The organism is Chryseolinea soli (assembly GCF_003589925.1).
Classification (GTDB): Bacteria; Bacteroidota; Bacteroidia; order Cytophagales; family Cyclobacteriaceae; genus Chryseolinea; species Chryseolinea soli.
Genome location: NZ_CP032382.1, coordinates 3,853,167 through 3,869,056 on the forward strand (window position 1 = coordinate 3,853,167; position 15,890 = coordinate 3,869,056).

At 41.2% G+C, this 15,890-nt stretch carries 10 protein-coding genes and 1 pseudogene; 3 read left to right on the top strand and 8 right to left on the bottom strand.

Annotated elements, in window-relative coordinates:
• Nucleotides 1-34: 34 nt before the first annotated feature.
• The 4 genes from D4L85_RS16440 to D4L85_RS16460 form a co-directional block, all read right to left on the bottom strand.
• Nucleotides 35-3,364, bottom strand: a complete 3,330-nt coding sequence (locus tag D4L85_RS16440) for a two-component regulator propeller domain-containing protein (protein WP_119755321.1) — start codon at nt 3,362-3,364, stop codon at nt 35-37.
• 605 nt (nt 3,365-3,969) lie between these two features.
• Nucleotides 3,970-4,302 (bottom strand): hypothetical protein, encoded by a 333-nt coding sequence (locus tag D4L85_RS16450; protein WP_119755323.1) that lies wholly within the window; start codon nt 4,300-4,302, stop codon nt 3,970-3,972.
• A gap of 291 nt (nt 4,303-4,593) precedes the next feature.
• On the bottom strand, nt 4,594-5,223 hold the full coding sequence (locus D4L85_RS16455) for a response regulator transcription factor (protein WP_119755324.1): 630 nt from the start codon (nt 5,221-5,223) through the stop codon (nt 4,594-4,596).
• A gap of 108 nt (nt 5,224-5,331) precedes the next feature.
• Nucleotides 5,332-5,754, bottom strand: coding sequence for a hypothetical protein (locus tag D4L85_RS16460; RefSeq protein WP_160143784.1), 423 nt, complete (start codon nt 5,752-5,754; stop codon nt 5,332-5,334).
• 1,436 nt (nt 5,755-7,190) lie between these two features.
• Here D4L85_RS16460 and D4L85_RS16470 point away from each other — a divergent pair.
• The 3 genes and pseudogenes from D4L85_RS16470 (at nt 7,191) to D4L85_RS16480 (ending at nt 11,904) form a co-directional block, all read left to right on the top strand.
• Nucleotides 7,191-8,341 (top strand): annotated as a pseudogene (locus D4L85_RS16470) (IS3 family transposase).
• Between the two features lie 710 nt (nt 8,342-9,051).
• Nucleotides 9,052-10,851, top strand: coding sequence for a GAF domain-containing protein (locus tag D4L85_RS16475; protein ID WP_119755327.1), 1,800 nt, complete (start codon nt 9,052-9,054; stop codon nt 10,849-10,851).
• A gap of 69 nt (nt 10,852-10,920) precedes the next feature.
• Entirely contained in the window at nt 10,921-11,904 is a 984-nt protein-coding gene (locus D4L85_RS16480; RefSeq protein WP_119755328.1) for a SphA family protein, read from the top strand.
• A gap of 1,109 nt (nt 11,905-13,013) precedes the next feature.
• Here D4L85_RS16480 and D4L85_RS16490 read toward each other — a convergent pair.
• The 4 genes from D4L85_RS16490 to D4L85_RS16505 form a co-directional block, all read right to left on the bottom strand.
• A complete protein-coding gene (locus tag D4L85_RS16490) occupies nt 13,014-13,763 on the bottom strand; it encodes an SDR family NAD(P)-dependent oxidoreductase (RefSeq protein ID WP_119755330.1) in 750 nt (249 codons plus the stop codon).
• Between the two features lie 7 nt (nt 13,764-13,770).
• Nucleotides 13,771-14,484 carry a hypothetical protein gene (locus D4L85_RS16495; protein ID WP_119755331.1) on the bottom strand — a complete coding sequence of 238 codons (714 nt, stop codon included), beginning with the start codon at nt 14,482-14,484 and terminating at the stop codon, nt 13,771-13,773.
• Nucleotides 14,485-14,646: 162 nt separating this feature from the next.
• Nucleotides 14,647-14,931 carry a winged helix-turn-helix domain-containing protein gene (locus D4L85_RS16500; RefSeq protein WP_119755332.1) on the bottom strand — a complete coding sequence of 95 codons (285 nt, stop codon included), beginning with the start codon at nt 14,929-14,931 and terminating at the stop codon, nt 14,647-14,649.
• 13 nt (nt 14,932-14,944) lie between these two features.
• The gene (locus D4L85_RS16505; protein ID WP_119755333.1) at nt 14,945-15,517 is read right to left on the bottom strand and encodes a hypothetical protein; all 573 of its coding nucleotides are present in this window, start codon (nt 15,515-15,517) and stop codon (nt 14,945-14,947) included.
• Nucleotides 15,518-15,890 lie beyond the last annotated feature (373 nt).

Consider the following 15,890-nt stretch of genomic DNA (forward strand, 5'->3'; position numbering starts at 1 on the left):
GAACGTGCCGTCTAAATTAGACCGCCAGTGGAAGTTACATATTGCTTACTGCAGTTTCATTTTTGAATAGAATTTTAAAAGTCGTTCCTTGGTCTATTTCACTTTCAACTTCTATTTTTCCGCCCAGGGCGACCACTTGAGTCTTTACCAGGTATAGTCCCATACCTTTACCCTCTACATGGTTATGAAAACGACTGTAGAATGTGAATAACTTCTCTTTATAAGACAACAAATCTATACCCATACCATTGTCACATATTGTTAAGCAAATTTGATTCTCGATTATTTCCGATTTAATTTGAATGATCGGACGCCTATCTAAATGGCGATATTTAATAGCATTACCAATTAAATTAACAAGAATGCTATCCAGATAAGGTTTCAACGTGCGGATGAAAGGTGCTCTGGAAAAATCTTCTATGATGGATGCACTAGTTTCCCGTATTTCTTTCTCTAAAATTCCCTTTGTCAATTTCAGCTCCTCCTCTAAACTTATGTTAGTGATAAACGATGTGTTATTATTTCTTAAATCCAAAATGGAACTCAGATCTTTTACAACAGTGTCCAATTCTTGGGTTGCGAAAATTATCTTGTCAATAACCGATTTCTCTTCTTCAGGATTCTTGCGTACAAAACCTAAAATATTACCCAGACCTAAAATACGAGCAACTGGTGCCCGAAGGTTATGAGCTGAGATGAAAGCAAATTGTTCAAGCTGTTGATTGTATTCGATCAAATCTTTAGTCCTGTCTTTTACTTCTTCCTCCAGCGTTTCATTTCGAGATAAAATTTCGATGTTCTGCTTTTCAATAATTTCGCGTTGATTGAAGAGTTCATTATTCTGGGCCTGAATTTCTTCATCTCGATTAACGAGTTCAGCAGTTCTGTTGGCGACAAGTATCTCTAGTTTCTTGTTATGCTGTTTAATGGCGTTAACTCTTATTCGATAATAACCGATAGACAGGCTTACTATTACGATGCCGGTAGTTATTCTGAACCACCATGTTTTCCAGAATGGAGGTAATATATGAATGATAAGTGACGCACCCGACTCATTCCAAAGACCATCGTTATTGCATGCCTTAACCCTAAATGTGTACGTTGCCGGATCAAGATTGGTGAATGTGGCGGAACGCTGATTGCCCACATAGTTCCAATCATTATCAAAACCCTCCAATTTATAGGCATACCTATTTTTGTTACTTGATGAAAAGTTAAGGGCAGCAAATTCCAAACTAAAAACATTGTACTTGTATGACAGATAGATTTCTTGTGTCTCACCAATATGACTTTTAAGTAGTGAGTCTTTTTCTCCTATTATTACGGATTTATTAAAAATCTTGAAGTCGGTGATGTAAACGGGCGGGGCATACGGATTCTGCTGGATGTCATCAGGATCAAATACGTTTATGCCTTTGCCTCCAAAAAAAAGTAAACCGTCCTTGCTTTTGAAACAGGCATTGGGTTTGAATTCATTGCTAAGCAATCCATCACTTACATTATAATTTTGAATTGTTTTGTTGTCAGGATTGAATTTGGAGATTCCTTTGGTGGTGCTCAGCCAGAGATTACCTTTGTTATCTTCCAATATGCCATTGACAATGTTATTGGGTAATCCGTCTTTGGTCGTAAAGCGCTTAATGAATTTTTTATCTATGATTAGTTCCAGTCCTGCTGTTGCTCCGACCCAGAGTCTTTTTTTTCTGTCTTCTAAGACACAGTTTACGATTTCGCTGGGTTTGGTTTCTTTCTTGTTTGTCCTTGAATCGAAACGGATGATTTTTTTGTTTTTTGTATCAAATAAATCGAGTTCTTCGATAGTACCCAACCATACGTTACCGCCACTATCTTCATAGATGCTTCGGATATAGTTGTTTGACTCATTTTCGCTTTCTTTATAGTTCTCAAACTTTCCGTTGTTTTCGTCTGTGAGAATGTTTAGCCCTTTATAACTAGCTACCAATAATTGCTTTGTTTTTGAATATTCGCGGATAGAATAAACGTTAGGATCGGAAAGACTTTGTGCTTTTGTTTCATCGGGTGAATAATTCACAAAGTGATCTGTTTTTTCATCGTATCGGTTTATACCGCCGGCCCATGTTCCAAACCAGATTCGGTTTTGACTGTCCTCATAGATGGACAATATTGGATTACTGCTAAGGCTGCCTTTTTGACTAGGTTCATGTTTGTAATATTTCACTTTGTTGCCATCCTTAAGCACGATACCGCCTTCAGTACCAATCCAAATCCTTTTTTTGTGGTCTTGATAAATGGCGTTTACGACGTCATTTTCGAGAACGACATCGAGTTGGGAAAACTTGTTTTGCAATTTGTCTATTACGCACAACCCCTTTGAAAAAGTACCTATCCAGATTCTGTTCTGATGATCAGAATAGACAGACCAGACGGAATTATCGCTAAGTGAATACGGATCGTTTTTATCAAATAAAAAGTTGGTGAACTGATTGGTGGTGGTATCCATCCTGCTTAGTCCTCCGTTTTCTGTTGCCAGCAATAAATGACCATTAGCCCAAGCTATATCCCTAATAGGGTTGATGAGGAGGCTTTCCGGGTTGGAGGGATTTGCAGTGAAGTTGGTGAAGGTTTCACTTTTGATTTCAAATTTGCTTAGTCCTTCACCTGCTGCAATCCAAAGGTAGCCTTTGTCATCTTTGAGAATTTTGTGGATATCAAAACAGACCGGGCTTTTTGAATTTTTAGGGTCATGCAGATATCGTTTAAAAGTATTGGTCTGTTTGTTCCATTTCAAAAAACCTCCCCGTCTTAGTCCTATCCAAAATTCATTTTCTGATTCTCTTATAAGGGATTCAATTGGTTCTTTTGATGGAAATAGAATATAGCTGTTCCATTTGCCGGTGTTCCGATCTAGTTGTGCTACAAAGGCATCAAAGTATTTGTTTCCGGTTATCCAGACATTCTTATTATAATCTTCAGTAATCTGAAGAATATGAGAATTCGTTGAAAACTCACTGATCCTGATAAACCTGTCTAGTTTATTGTCATAATATTGTAAGCCACCACTACGGGTGCTCACCCAGATTTTATTTTTACTGTCCTCAAAAATGCAGTTGATTGTATTTGTTAATAAGCTGGCAGTATCATCCGGATTATTCCGGTAAATTTTAAAGGTATATCCATCAAATTTATTGAGACCGTCTTCCGTACCAAACCAGAGGAATCCCTTTGAATCTTGGAGGATACATGTGACATTAGAATTCGATAGCCCAGAACCCACTTCAATTCTTGAAAAATTTACCTTTTCAACAGTGGATTGTGCCATCATGACTTTACCATAAAGGACGAAAATCAAGCAAGGCAACAAAAATCTGAACAATCTTTTCATAACATTATACTGTTATTAAAGTACATTGCATAAAAATACACCTTATTTAGGACGACGGCAACGTGGGTTGAGTCGTCTATTTGGAACGTTATAACCTCTGCTTCAAAAATTGACTTTGTGAAAGTTGTCTACGATAACGTCAGTGATTAAGTGTGGCAATGGATAAGTGGCTGGTTACACATGCAGCTTAGATAACTCTATGCCTCGGGCGTTCCTGTTGAAATGCGGAAGACTCCCGGCCACACAACCCGACACCGAGTATGCGATGATAACTATTACATTCCAGTGTAGTTACTCAGGGGACGCTTTCAAACTGAGTTGATATGAAAAAAAGTAAAGTAAAGAAGAAAGAAGGTTTGATTCGAATCGATTACTGCTCGTAATCAAAAATATCGTCAATTATTGTTTTTTGTATGGGTTGAGTAATTCTCATAAGGCGGTCGGTAGAAACTATTTCAATACTTCGCCCTGGGATCTCGACGGTGTAGGAAGAATTTGAGCGGGTTGACGGTTTTAAGACAATGACCTCAGTAGTGCCGTCCAGAAGGAACTTGCTTCCGGGTATGATTGGACTTTTCATTAATTAAAATTTGATAGGAACGATTTTAAAGTAGATAATTTTTGATTGAATTTCTGATGTCCAGGTAAAAACGCTTTTCGTTATCGCTGGAAATGGTAAGTGATCCTGTTTTTCGAATCTCAAGAATAATTTGGCCGTAATGTGGAAGGTTAATGGGGGATAGCTCCAACTCCTTGAGCGCGCGCTTTATAAATTCTTGCTTGATCAGGGATACTTCTGTAATACCAAACGATTCCTTAAGGAAAAGGTTCAATTCGGCGGCGTCTAGTAATTTAGTGATTAGCTCATTCCGTCGTTCTCGCACAAGTTCAATGATGTTGTCGTTAGTAAGGCGGATGAACGATTCCTCGGCTTGCATGGATAAATATCTGGCACCAAGATAAGATCAATTTGGATTATTTGTTCGTCGTTGCCGATGATAATTTTCATGGTTGACCACTTCGTTTCGTGAGGCTGTGATTATATCAAGCTAGCCAAGGGACCAATGGCAAGAATGGTCAATTTGGCACGGAATGAATTGTTCGATGAAGCCGAATACTGCGATCAAAGGTACGCGAAACGAAATGGTCAACACCTCGGAATCTCGACTTTTGTATTCGAGGTTCATTATCTGTTAAATCCCAAAAGTAACCCGGCCGTGTCAACCCAATTAAAACCTGATTTTCTGCTTCGATATCTTGCTCACCAGTTCAGTCGTATTCTTTAACCCGAATTTCTCCAAGACGTTCGCACGATGCGAGTCAATGGTCCGTGGACTAATACCCAGTGTAGAAGCTATTTCTTTGCTCGAATAACCCTCCATCAGATAATTAACGATCTCCTTTTCTCTATATGTAAGGAATGGGAGTCCGCGACATGTCTTTTTGTTAAAGCTATCTACAAGGAGGTTGGATATTTCCTGTGAATAAAATTTCTCTCCTTGAATTACTTTTTTGATTCCAAGTACCAGTTCTCGTAGGTGCGCAGCTTTGTGAATGTAGCCGTCTACGTTTGCTTCAACTGCATTAATGAGGTAAAATTCCTCTTTATGAGAGCTTAAAAAAATGATCTTCATCGACGGTCTATTCTTTTTAATGCACTTAGCTACTTCAATTCCGCTTTCGTCTTGAAGTGAGACGTCCAGTAAAATGAGGTGCGCATCCAATTTGGAGATATTTGGATGAACATCACCATAGCTTGAAAATTCACCTGCTATTTCAAGTCCTGACTCCTTTTCAAAAAGGGCAATTAAACCCATTCTAAATAAAGTATGATCGTCGATGATAACAATCTTTACCATAATTATTAAAATAAAAAGATGACCACTGCGAGCGATATTCAAATACTATTTATAGGCACTTTGACCATATGGCGCTGGGAAAATATAAGTCCTTGAACCAGCTTTTTTTCAGCTTTTCATATTGCTGAACCATTTCTTGGCCGATTCCACGTCTTTGAAAAAGGCCGTCGTCATCCCCATTCCTTTTTCCTCAGCGTCATCGGTATCATGATTTAATCCCATTTTTGCCCATTCACTTTCAGACGCTACAAGAGCCATATGCCTGATACCGGCCTCAAAAGCACGGGGCGTCCAATCTTCACGGACCCATTTAACGCCTTCTCTATCACAAGTGGAGGCTAACGTAATATCAGGCAACCATAACATTCTACCCGTTTCCCTGATTCTTTGTTTCATGAAATTAAGGCCGAAATTCAATTGCAATTTGAATTCATCGAGCGTCATGAATTTAAAGGAGGTGGCAATAACACAGGGCACAGAGGGATCATAGTCAAGTGTAACGTACTCGCGGTCATAGACTTTTGTAATCATAATTTTGATATTTATAAGTGACTCCTTTGCTGGCATTTAGACTAAGAAATATTCGTCCATTTTATGACTGATTCGAGGCCTGCGAAACTGGTGCGCGGTACCTGATCTCAGCGTATCTTCTATCGATACTAAAAAAGGATGATTTTGATTGCTCAAACCCGCGGTCTAATAAAGACGGATACCCTTGAAAAATTCTTTGTCAACAGCAGGTTTAGGGGGCAGTTTAGTTTCTAGGGAAATGCAAACGATTACGGTAAAAACAGGTGATGCAAGAGAAAATTTCAAAGCTGGATTTTTATAGCCCATTGTGTTCTTATCATTTTATATGATGGAAGATCAAATGTGCCAATCAATTCTCAACTTTCAGGAAAAGGCGTCGGGACAAAAAAGTAATCAATGAAGTAAGCTGTAAAAGAGGTGTTTTTCATTGAATTTCAGGTCTTTTAAGTCACTTTCTTGCCTCCGAAACAAATCAGTAGGAACGATCGCCTTTTAGGCGATGTGGAGAAAGCCAAGCCCTTACTTTGATCAATGTGAAGCGCGTTAAGTTTTGGAATGATGGCTAAACATTTATTTTTGGCTTTAGGGCTCATAACTGTAGCGGTACTTTTCTCAAACGGCCGCTATGTGAGGCTATTTTGATAAAGACCTATGGCCCATCCCTGCAAATGGATAATATTCTCACGCGGTAGGTTGCAGGACTAAGTTTGCGTGCCAGCGGGGATTGTTTCACAAATTTGAAAAACTAGGCCTCCCGATAATAGGTTATATTAGACCATCTCTGCTTACTTGTTCGAGGATTTACATCAAGTTAGACATGAGACAGAAAAGTTTATCTGGAAATAAAAACAATGTTCGACCCCACGACAGCTTAGATAACATTACGCCACGGGCGTTCCTGTTGAAATGTGGAAGACTCCCGGCCACACAAGCCGACACCGAGTATCCCACATTCCAACAAGAGGTTTACGATGATAATTATTACATTCGAGTGTAGCTACTCAGGGGAAACTTACGTTACCAATGCGAATAACACACCTGGTTTTTTATATTTCATTCCGACAAAAAGTTCATTTGCCTTTGTCTACTATTTAGTACTGCACGAGCAAATATAGGTTATAGGCATAATTAGCCCTGAATTTTTGTTTACTTTTTTTGTAATGCTTTTTTCTTCCTGAGCAGGGATTGATCATGCACTTTAGCGCTCGGGTTAGAATATCCTTTGTCCATGCCGGAAGTGAATACAGAAAGTCAAAGAATGAGCAATCAGCTAATTGGGTGCTATTTAGGGATAGCCACCTGCTATTTATTAAAGGGTAATTTCAGAAAATCATTGAAATTCAATGAAATGGCTTTGACAATAGGCCAGCAACTATTCGTAAGCTTCCCTAAAAAGCGAAGAATTCAAAAGTAGGAATTTTTAACTTTAGGGAGCCATGAAAAAGAGTCGATTCACAGAGATACAGATTGTGACAATTCTCAAACAGTATGATGGCGGAACGCCTGCAGCGGACCTTTGCCGTGAGCACGGAATCAGTACCGCAACACTTTACAGTTGGAAAGCAAAGTATGGCGGACTTGAGGCGAGCCAAGTCAAGCGCATCAAAGAGCTTGAAGAAGAAAATAACAGGCTCAAAAGAATGTTTGCAGATGTCAGCATTCAGCGTGATGCATTGAAAGATCTCATCGAAAAAAAGCTTTAACGCCTGACGAGAAAAGACAAGCTGTGGCTTACCTGCAAGAGCATCGGGTAAGTCTTCGACAGGCGTGTATGCTTATGAGACTTAGTTCGTCGGTTTATTATTACAGGCGCACCGTTGATCTCCAGAATGCACCGATTCAGGATGTTTTAACGCGTCTTGCTAAAGAACATCGTCGTTGGGGATTCTGGAAGATGTTTCACTACATGCGCGGCCAAGCTATGCTCTGGAATCACAAATGCGTATATCGAATCTATACGCAGCTCAACTTGAACATTCGTAGAAAACCAAAGAAGCGTTAGCCTTCGAGAATAAAGGAATCGTTATACCAACCAGAACTTCCTAATCAGGTGTGGTCAATGGACTTTGATCGATTAACCAACGGCAGATCTTTTCGCACATTGAACATCCTGGACGACTTCAACCGCGAGGCCGTAAACATTGTAGTGGACACTTCAATCAGCTCAGCGCGTGTGGCGCGTGAACTGAGTCAGATATTTGAATGGCGCGGAAAACCCACCAGAATAAGGGTGGATAACGGACCAGAGTTTCTTGCGTTGAAGGCATGGTGCGAGAGCCATGGCGTTGAGTTGAAATTTATTGAGCCAGCGAAGCCAAATCAGAATGCATACATCGAGCGTTTCAACAGAACCTATAGGGAGGAAGTTCTAGGTGCTTATTTGTTCTAGGATTTACATCAAGTTAGACATGAGACAGAAAAGTTTATCTGGAAATAAAACAATGTTCGACCCCACGACAGCTTAGATAACATTACGCCACGGGCGTTCCTGTTGAAATGTGGAAGACTCCCGGCCACACAAGCCGACACCGAGTATCCCACATTCCAACAAGGGGTTTACGATGATAATTATTACATTCGAGTGTAGCTACTCAGGGGAAGCTACGTTACCAACGCGAATAACACACCTGTTTTTTTTATATTTCATTCCGACAAAAAGTTCATTTGCCTTTGTCTACTATTTAGTACTGCACGAGCAAATATAGGTTATAGGCATAATTAGCCCTGAATTTTTGTTTACTTTTTTGTAATGCTTTTTTCTTCCTGAGCAGGGATTGATCATGCACTTTAGCGCTCGGGTTAGAATATCCTTTGTCCATGCCGGAAATGAATACAGAAAGTCAAAGAATGAGCAATCAGCTAATTGGGTGCTATTTAGGGATAGCCACCTGCTATTCATTAAAGGGTAATTTTAGAAAATCATTGAAATTCAATGAAATGACTTTGACAATAGGCCAGCAACTATTGACTGGATAAAAGAATCTCATAACTCAATAATTTAAAAATATACTGACATGATTACTACACTTCAAACTTTTGAACACGGAAGAATTGATTATGACGCTACGGTGCCCTGTATGGTTGTTGTTCAAATTGGATTTATGGATTCACATGAATTCAGGTCATGGTTAAACGATGGCTTGAAACTACTGCGTGAAAAAAAAAGAAAATGCATAACAAAATTTATGGATTGCTGATGTACGGGAAGCTGATATTGTTGCCCCACAGGATACAGAATGAAATGACCAATTACCAGATTGCCTTTTAACATCAATTATCAATCGAAACAATCAAACAATGAAAAATCTCTTTAATACTTGGAGTCTCACGATCAAAAATCGAATGATCCTCAGTTCTTCTTTACTCGTGCTGATCATAGCCTTGAGTAATCTTTACAGCTACTATAGTAATAGTAAAGTAATTGCTCAGCAAGATCAGCTTAACGGTCAGCGGCTACAGGTCCTGCTGCAACTGGCAACCATAGGCAATTATGTGGCATTAGCAGAACTTGAATCACGTTCCTATCTATTAATTGAAAAGGAGGAGTTCAACACGCTTCGCAGAGGAATATGGGAAGATAAGATTAATCCCGCTGCTGCTGTTTTGAAATCCAAATTGGAGGAAGACCAAGCAAATATTAACCAAAAAGAAGTTGCTCAATTATTGGCTAACTTAATCACCTACCAACAATTGCAGGAGCAGACGGAAATTAAAATCCGTTCTCTTTTAACCGCGGTACAAAAACAAGATTCAGCATCAAGATCTGAGAATAAGGATAGAAAAGCCGATATGGCTTTAGAGATCAACCAATATCAGCGCCCTGTCTTCGATGCCATTAAAGAAGGCTCCGCTAAACTTATTCAACAGCAACGTGAATTGATTCATACTGAAAGCGACACACTCTCGGACCGGATGAGAATTGCCCAGTTTATTATTCTAGGGCTAATTGTAGGAAGCCTAGTGGCATCGCTCTTACTAGTGCATTCGTTGGTTAAGGTTACTATTAATCCGTTATTAAAAGTAAGCGATTATCTGTCGGAAGTAGCACTAGGTAAGCAGCCTGCTCACATGGAAGAACCTAAAAATGAAATGGGTATAATAATCGGTTCCATTAACAGATTGGTAACACATTTGAAAGCCTCTGCAAATTTTGCCAGCCAGGTTGGAGCAGGGAAATATGACAATCAACTTATACCGGCCAGTGGAGATGACACGTTGGGCAATGCCTTGCTTATCATGCAAGAGAGGCTTCAGGAGGTAGAGAGCGATGGAAAGAAACGCAACTGGGTAGCTGAAGGCATAGCTAAGTTTGCCACCCTTCTACGTGATCATACAATTGATAAACGCGCTTTAGGGATTGAGCTGGTCAGTTTCCTGGTACGATACTTAAAAGCCAATCAGGGTGGTTTATTTATTCTGCGAGGAGATTCAGAAAACCGATATTTAGAATTAGAGGCTTGTTATGCTTACGAACGAAAAAAATTCATTCAGAAGACAATTCATTTGGGCGAAGGTTTGGTTGGGCAAGCTGTGCTGGAGGCAGGTACCATTTATTTAACAAAAGTACCTGAAGACTATGTGCAGATTACATCTGGTTTGGGAGAAGCTCCTCCTTCAAGTATATTGATTGTACCACTAAAGCTGAATGAGCAAGTTTATGGCGCCATTGAAATAGCTTCCTTCAATCCATTCGCCCTACACGAAATAGCTTTCTTGGAAAAGCTGGCCGAAAGTGCTGCATCTGCAATTGCTGCATCACAACTACATGAGCAAACACAGAAATTGTTAATGGAGTCCCAGCAAAAAGCCGAAGAACTCAGAGCACAAGAAGAAGAAATGCGTCAGAATATGGAAGAACTACAGGCAACGCAAGAAGCCGAAGCAAGACGTATAAAAGAATTGGAACAAATTAACGTCCAATCGAATGAACAACAACAGTTGTTGGTCAACAATATGGAAAAATTAAGGATGCAGGAGAATGAGATACTTAGGCAACAGGCCGAAATAGAAAGAACAAGTCAATTGTGTGGATATTATGAGCAAGAAAATCATAAACTAACTTCGAAACTTGAGGCTTCGGGAAAGGAACTCATCTAGCTGTAGGAATTAAAATCAGCGCAATAAGATAAAGAAAATAGGTAGTAAATAAGCATAGCTATATCGTAAATGAAAACACATCCTTTTGTCGGATATCGAGAATTGTTTTTGTTAAAAACAAGAAACACTTTTGCCATACTCTTCCCTTTGGTCATATGTACCTGTGTAATGGAAAAAACTTTTGGTCAAGACCCGGGTTTGCCTGCAACCAATTTGGGACTCACAAATATGCTCGATGCAGTTCCTCCCGGACCCGGTTTATTTTATATGAATCACATGCAGGTTTATAAAACTACATCCATGAGAGATGCACGTGGTAGCACACTACTTACGGATTTAAAAGTAAACTCACTCTTAGTGATGCACCAACTTGCTTTTATTTCCAAAACAAAAGTATTGGGAGGTAACCTTGGTTTTACTGCTTTGTTACCGATAGTGAAAATCTCTGCTACTAATTCTACGGGCAGTGTACCATCAGTAAATCCTGGAGTCTTTGGAGATTTTATTATGGGACCAGTCATTCAATGGTTCGATAAAAAACTTCTCAACAAGGCCTTGTTTCACCGTGCCGAAATTGATTTTGTTTTTCCGACAGGTTCCTATAGCTCTAATGATGCCATCAATCCATCTGCGCATTTATTTACTATTTCCGCTCATTATACGTTTACCTATTTTCTTACAAAAAAATTCAGTGTAAGCGCCAGAAATCATATTAATTATAATACTAAAATTCTCGATTCAGAAATACGACCAGGCATATTTGCTAGTATGAATTATTCCATTGAGCATACCATCTATAAAGCCTTGCGTGCCGAAATTGCTGGTTATTATTTAAAACAACTTACGCAAGATTCGTTTAAAGGTGATAGCCGATATTATCAGACCACCTATGGAATAACAGATACACGCGAGCAAGTTTTTGCTTATGGCCTAGGGTTGAATTACATAACTCCCACGGGGCTCTTTATGGAGGCAAAAGTATTTTTTGAAACAGCGGCTAAAAATCGTTCGGAAGGCACAAGACCAACCTTGCGCTTGGTTTATAAATTCTAAATAAGTGCTTTAGAGTTGTTGAAAATAATTTTAACAATCCAATTTAACTTTTAAATTATGGAAACAGTGGAGCTTATAAAATGAACGAGGAAAGAAATAACTCACTTAACACTCAGCAGATAACGTAACTTACTATTGCAAAGATGGGACGAAATAACTTCTTCAAAAAGGTGTGAAAGTAGGTAATTTCTGACACTGCCTAATAAAGTGTGTAAAGGGTAACGACTAAGTAACTTCGTAAAGGGACTAAATTTTGCACCTTCCCTCGAAGATAGTTAAAAACTGATTTACAATCAGGGGCCAGTTTCCGTAAATCCGTGGGACTTAAAAGTGCGCAGTGGCAGCATGAAATTTATGACGGGTAGTAAGATGTCCGTTAAAGAATGAATTAAGAGATTGAATGATTTGCTTATAGCTATCATAGTACTTCTCCGTCTTGCCAAACAATTTCGTTATACGTCGGAGGTAACTCATCGGCTATCGTTAGCAATTCAATATTTAAGGTTTCCAGGTATTCCGTAACGTGGTCGAGGGCACGAATTTTGCGCCGCAATAGGGTTGATTCTAGGATGTCAAACGAGTAAGTTTTTTTGTCGATTTGTTCATTGACTCTCAGATCCCGCTGCATCTTCGTTTCTTCAAATTGCCCAATAATTTGAAAATTTGGAAGGAACTTTGTGAATGTAAAATAGTATGAAGCAACCATTCATCTGGCATATTCACCAGTTAAAAAAATGTAAATTCGGCGGGGCAACTGGCGGGGCAACGCAACTCACGACTCGAGTTGCGGAGTTGTTAAATAGTTGATAGCCTGTGTGTTATAAATTGAAAAAAGAGGTAATCAGAAGATTTTGAGTCGTGCGCGTCTACCAATTCCGCCACTTTGGCTTGCTCCATTTTTCCAAATAACCTCGAAATTTGCTCAATTTCGTCATTTTTGAACCTTATGGATTTGCTTTCGCAATTCAGCACGTCATGCTGAGGGCAAGCGAGGGGCAAATTTAGAAGAAACTTTTAAATATCGCATGGTCCAGGCCAAATGCCGCTAAATTTTTTGTTGGGTCAAAAGGCAGGGCAAGGTGACGCTAGTCCAGCGAGATCAGATGCCGTTATCCGGCAGTGACGCCACCATCGATGGCCAATGCAGCCCCGGTGATGAAGGTGGATTGATCGCCCGCGAGGAATGTGATCAAGGGAATAATATCTTCCGGAGTCGCTATTTTTCCCAACGGCATGGCGGCCGCGATTTTTTCATACATCCCCGGCGTTCGGTTCACCCCCTGCAGCCATTGTTCGGTAGCCATCGCGCTAACGACAAGCGCATTTACCCGGATTTGGTTGCGTGCTTGTTCCAGGGCAGCCGCTTTTGTCAGACCGATCACCCCGTGCTTTGCAGCAACATAGGCAGCAATTCCTTGAGCAACACCTTTCACTCCTGCCGTGCTGGCGGTGTTGATAATGCTGCCCCCGTTTTTTTTCATGGCCTGGATCTCATACTTCAACGCATGGAATGTTCCGGTCAGATTGAGCGTGACGGTATTCATGAATTGTTCGCTGCTCATCGCTTCGAGCGGCCCGAAGGAGAGATTGGCGCCGGCGTTGTTGAAAGCAACATCCAGTTGGCCATGCAAGCGGATCGTTTCGGATACCAGGTGTTCAACTTGTTTTTCGTGGGTTACATCGGCCTGCACAAAAGTGGCCTCGCCACCCTTTGACCGGATCTGCGATTCAATGCTGCTTCCTTCCTTCGTGCGCCTTCCACAGAACACGACCTTGGCTTCCAACGCTGCAAAAGCTTTAACAGCGGACGCGCCCAATCCGGAGGTGCCGCCGGTGATCAATACTACTTTATTTTTCATGGTTGAATTATTTTTCCTTTGAGTGAATCGATTCAGGTTTGTTTTTCGCCAGCGTGAATCCGGTGCTGATCATCCAGATGTAGGCACCGAACCGGACCACGGGCAGCAGGTAGCCTGCCTGCTCAATCACCAGGCTCAGCGTTGAAAGTTCCGCGATGCCGGCCAGGATCAACCCCAGCCAGGCCACCCACTTCGGTGTATACCCGCCCAAAAGACAGGGCACGGAGATTCCCGCTAACAGCAGACCTAACGCCGTGATATGAGCTACGCCGCCGGTTGCAAATCCGAAAAGTTGCAGCGCATGCATGACCGGCAGATCGTTGGCTACTCCGGGTTGCGACAGCAACCAACTGCAAAGACTCGAGAAGGTGATGAGCAAAGAGGCCGCAATGCCGCCGAACTGGGCAATATTCACCCCAGTGGCCGTCACCCCCAGAAATCTGAGCCTGCTGGTCACGGCGGCGGTAAAGAGTCCAAGCGGTATGGCGGCGCCAAACTGGAAGAGCGCATTGAACCGGATGGCATCCGGGAACTGCCGGAAGATTTGTTGTGCCTGCTCCGGCGATGCGAAGGGCCTTGGAAATCCTGATCCCTGCGATAAAATGCCAAAGAGGATCAGGCTGACAATAAACAGGCAGACGTAGATAATGGCGATGATGCCAGGGTGCGGCCCGCGATGCTTTTCATAGGGAGACCGCGTGAGGTGGGTTGCTTCATACATAAAATATAGTTTTAGAATGACGAAATGATATGGTTTTAAAAAGGGCACTTTTTAGGAAAGACGCAGGGTGCTGTATTTTATTTTACATATAAATGTAGTTTGTATTGCAAACTAAAAAACCTTAATAAAAGCACCGGAGTGCTGGTGTGGAAATTTTACACGTTATAAGTGCAGATACTTCTTAATGTCCTCTACATATTTTTCAAACGCTTTTCTTCCTTTGGAAGTCAGTTTGCAAATCGTGTGTGGGTAGTTTCCTTTAAACGTTTTGGTTACTTCGATATAGGCGGCTTCGTGCAGTTTTTTGATTTGGTGGCTCAGGTTGCCCTGGGTCGTGTTGGTTATTTCCATGAGATAGGCAAAATCCGCCTGTTTCGTTTTGATCAGTGCCGACACAATGGCCAGGCGCACGGGAGTATTTAAAACAGGGTCCAGTTCATTGTACATGCAGGATGCCCGTTTATACTTTAGAATGTTTCAATAAATATCCCGGGATCAAATAGCCGGTAACCACGGCGATGCCTTGCAAAAGGGGTTTATAAAGATCCGGAGTAAATACACTGGCTACGGCGAAAAGCAAAAATAGAACACCACCGACCACAAGTGGTCTGAAACGCAGTACCAAACCGGAAACCATCGTGCCGATGCCGCCGATCAGCAGCGTATAGGTAAAGGGCGGCTGGGTGATGATCACATTCATGACAACCACCGTGATAAAACTGATGCCCAACACCAGCCACATTTTTTTTAGATAGTATCCCATATAGGTTTCTGTCTGATGACCCTCGCGGGCATAATGCCGAACGGATAGAATGATGCCGATCAGCACCAATACAGGGAAAGGAAGAAAGAACCATCGGAACGATGTGTAGGCCTGCAGTATAAAAAATGAAATGCTGGCAATCGCGATCAGCCATCCCCACAAGAGAAATAGAAAGCCATGCGCTTTGATATTTTCCTTCGTTTTGGCGATCGCCTCCGTGATGATGTGCAGGCTCTGCACGGGGTCTAGTTTGTTCTCTGCGGTTTCCATAGCGCTGCGTTTATAAACAAATGTAAATCTAGTTTGTGGTGCAAACCAAATTAAAAACCCCTCATTTTGTTGAGGCTGTGAATTTCAGCCCTCGTGTGAATCAAAATCCGGGCCCGTCAGAAAGGGTAGTAATTTTTGCCGGTTTTTCTTTGCGAAGGTGGTAATTGAATGAGAACCAGAATGTTGTAAGCAATAAAAATATTGTTAACCCGCGGCTCCTTACGCATGAAGATTATCTTTAATTTCATCCCGAACAAGCCCGTAGCCAATACGGAGTTTAATGAAAGTTAAAACATCGGTTCTTCGGAACACCCCGCATCGAGCCCTTCATCCCATCTTTTACGGCCAGTATTCAATTTCACAATCTCCGTCT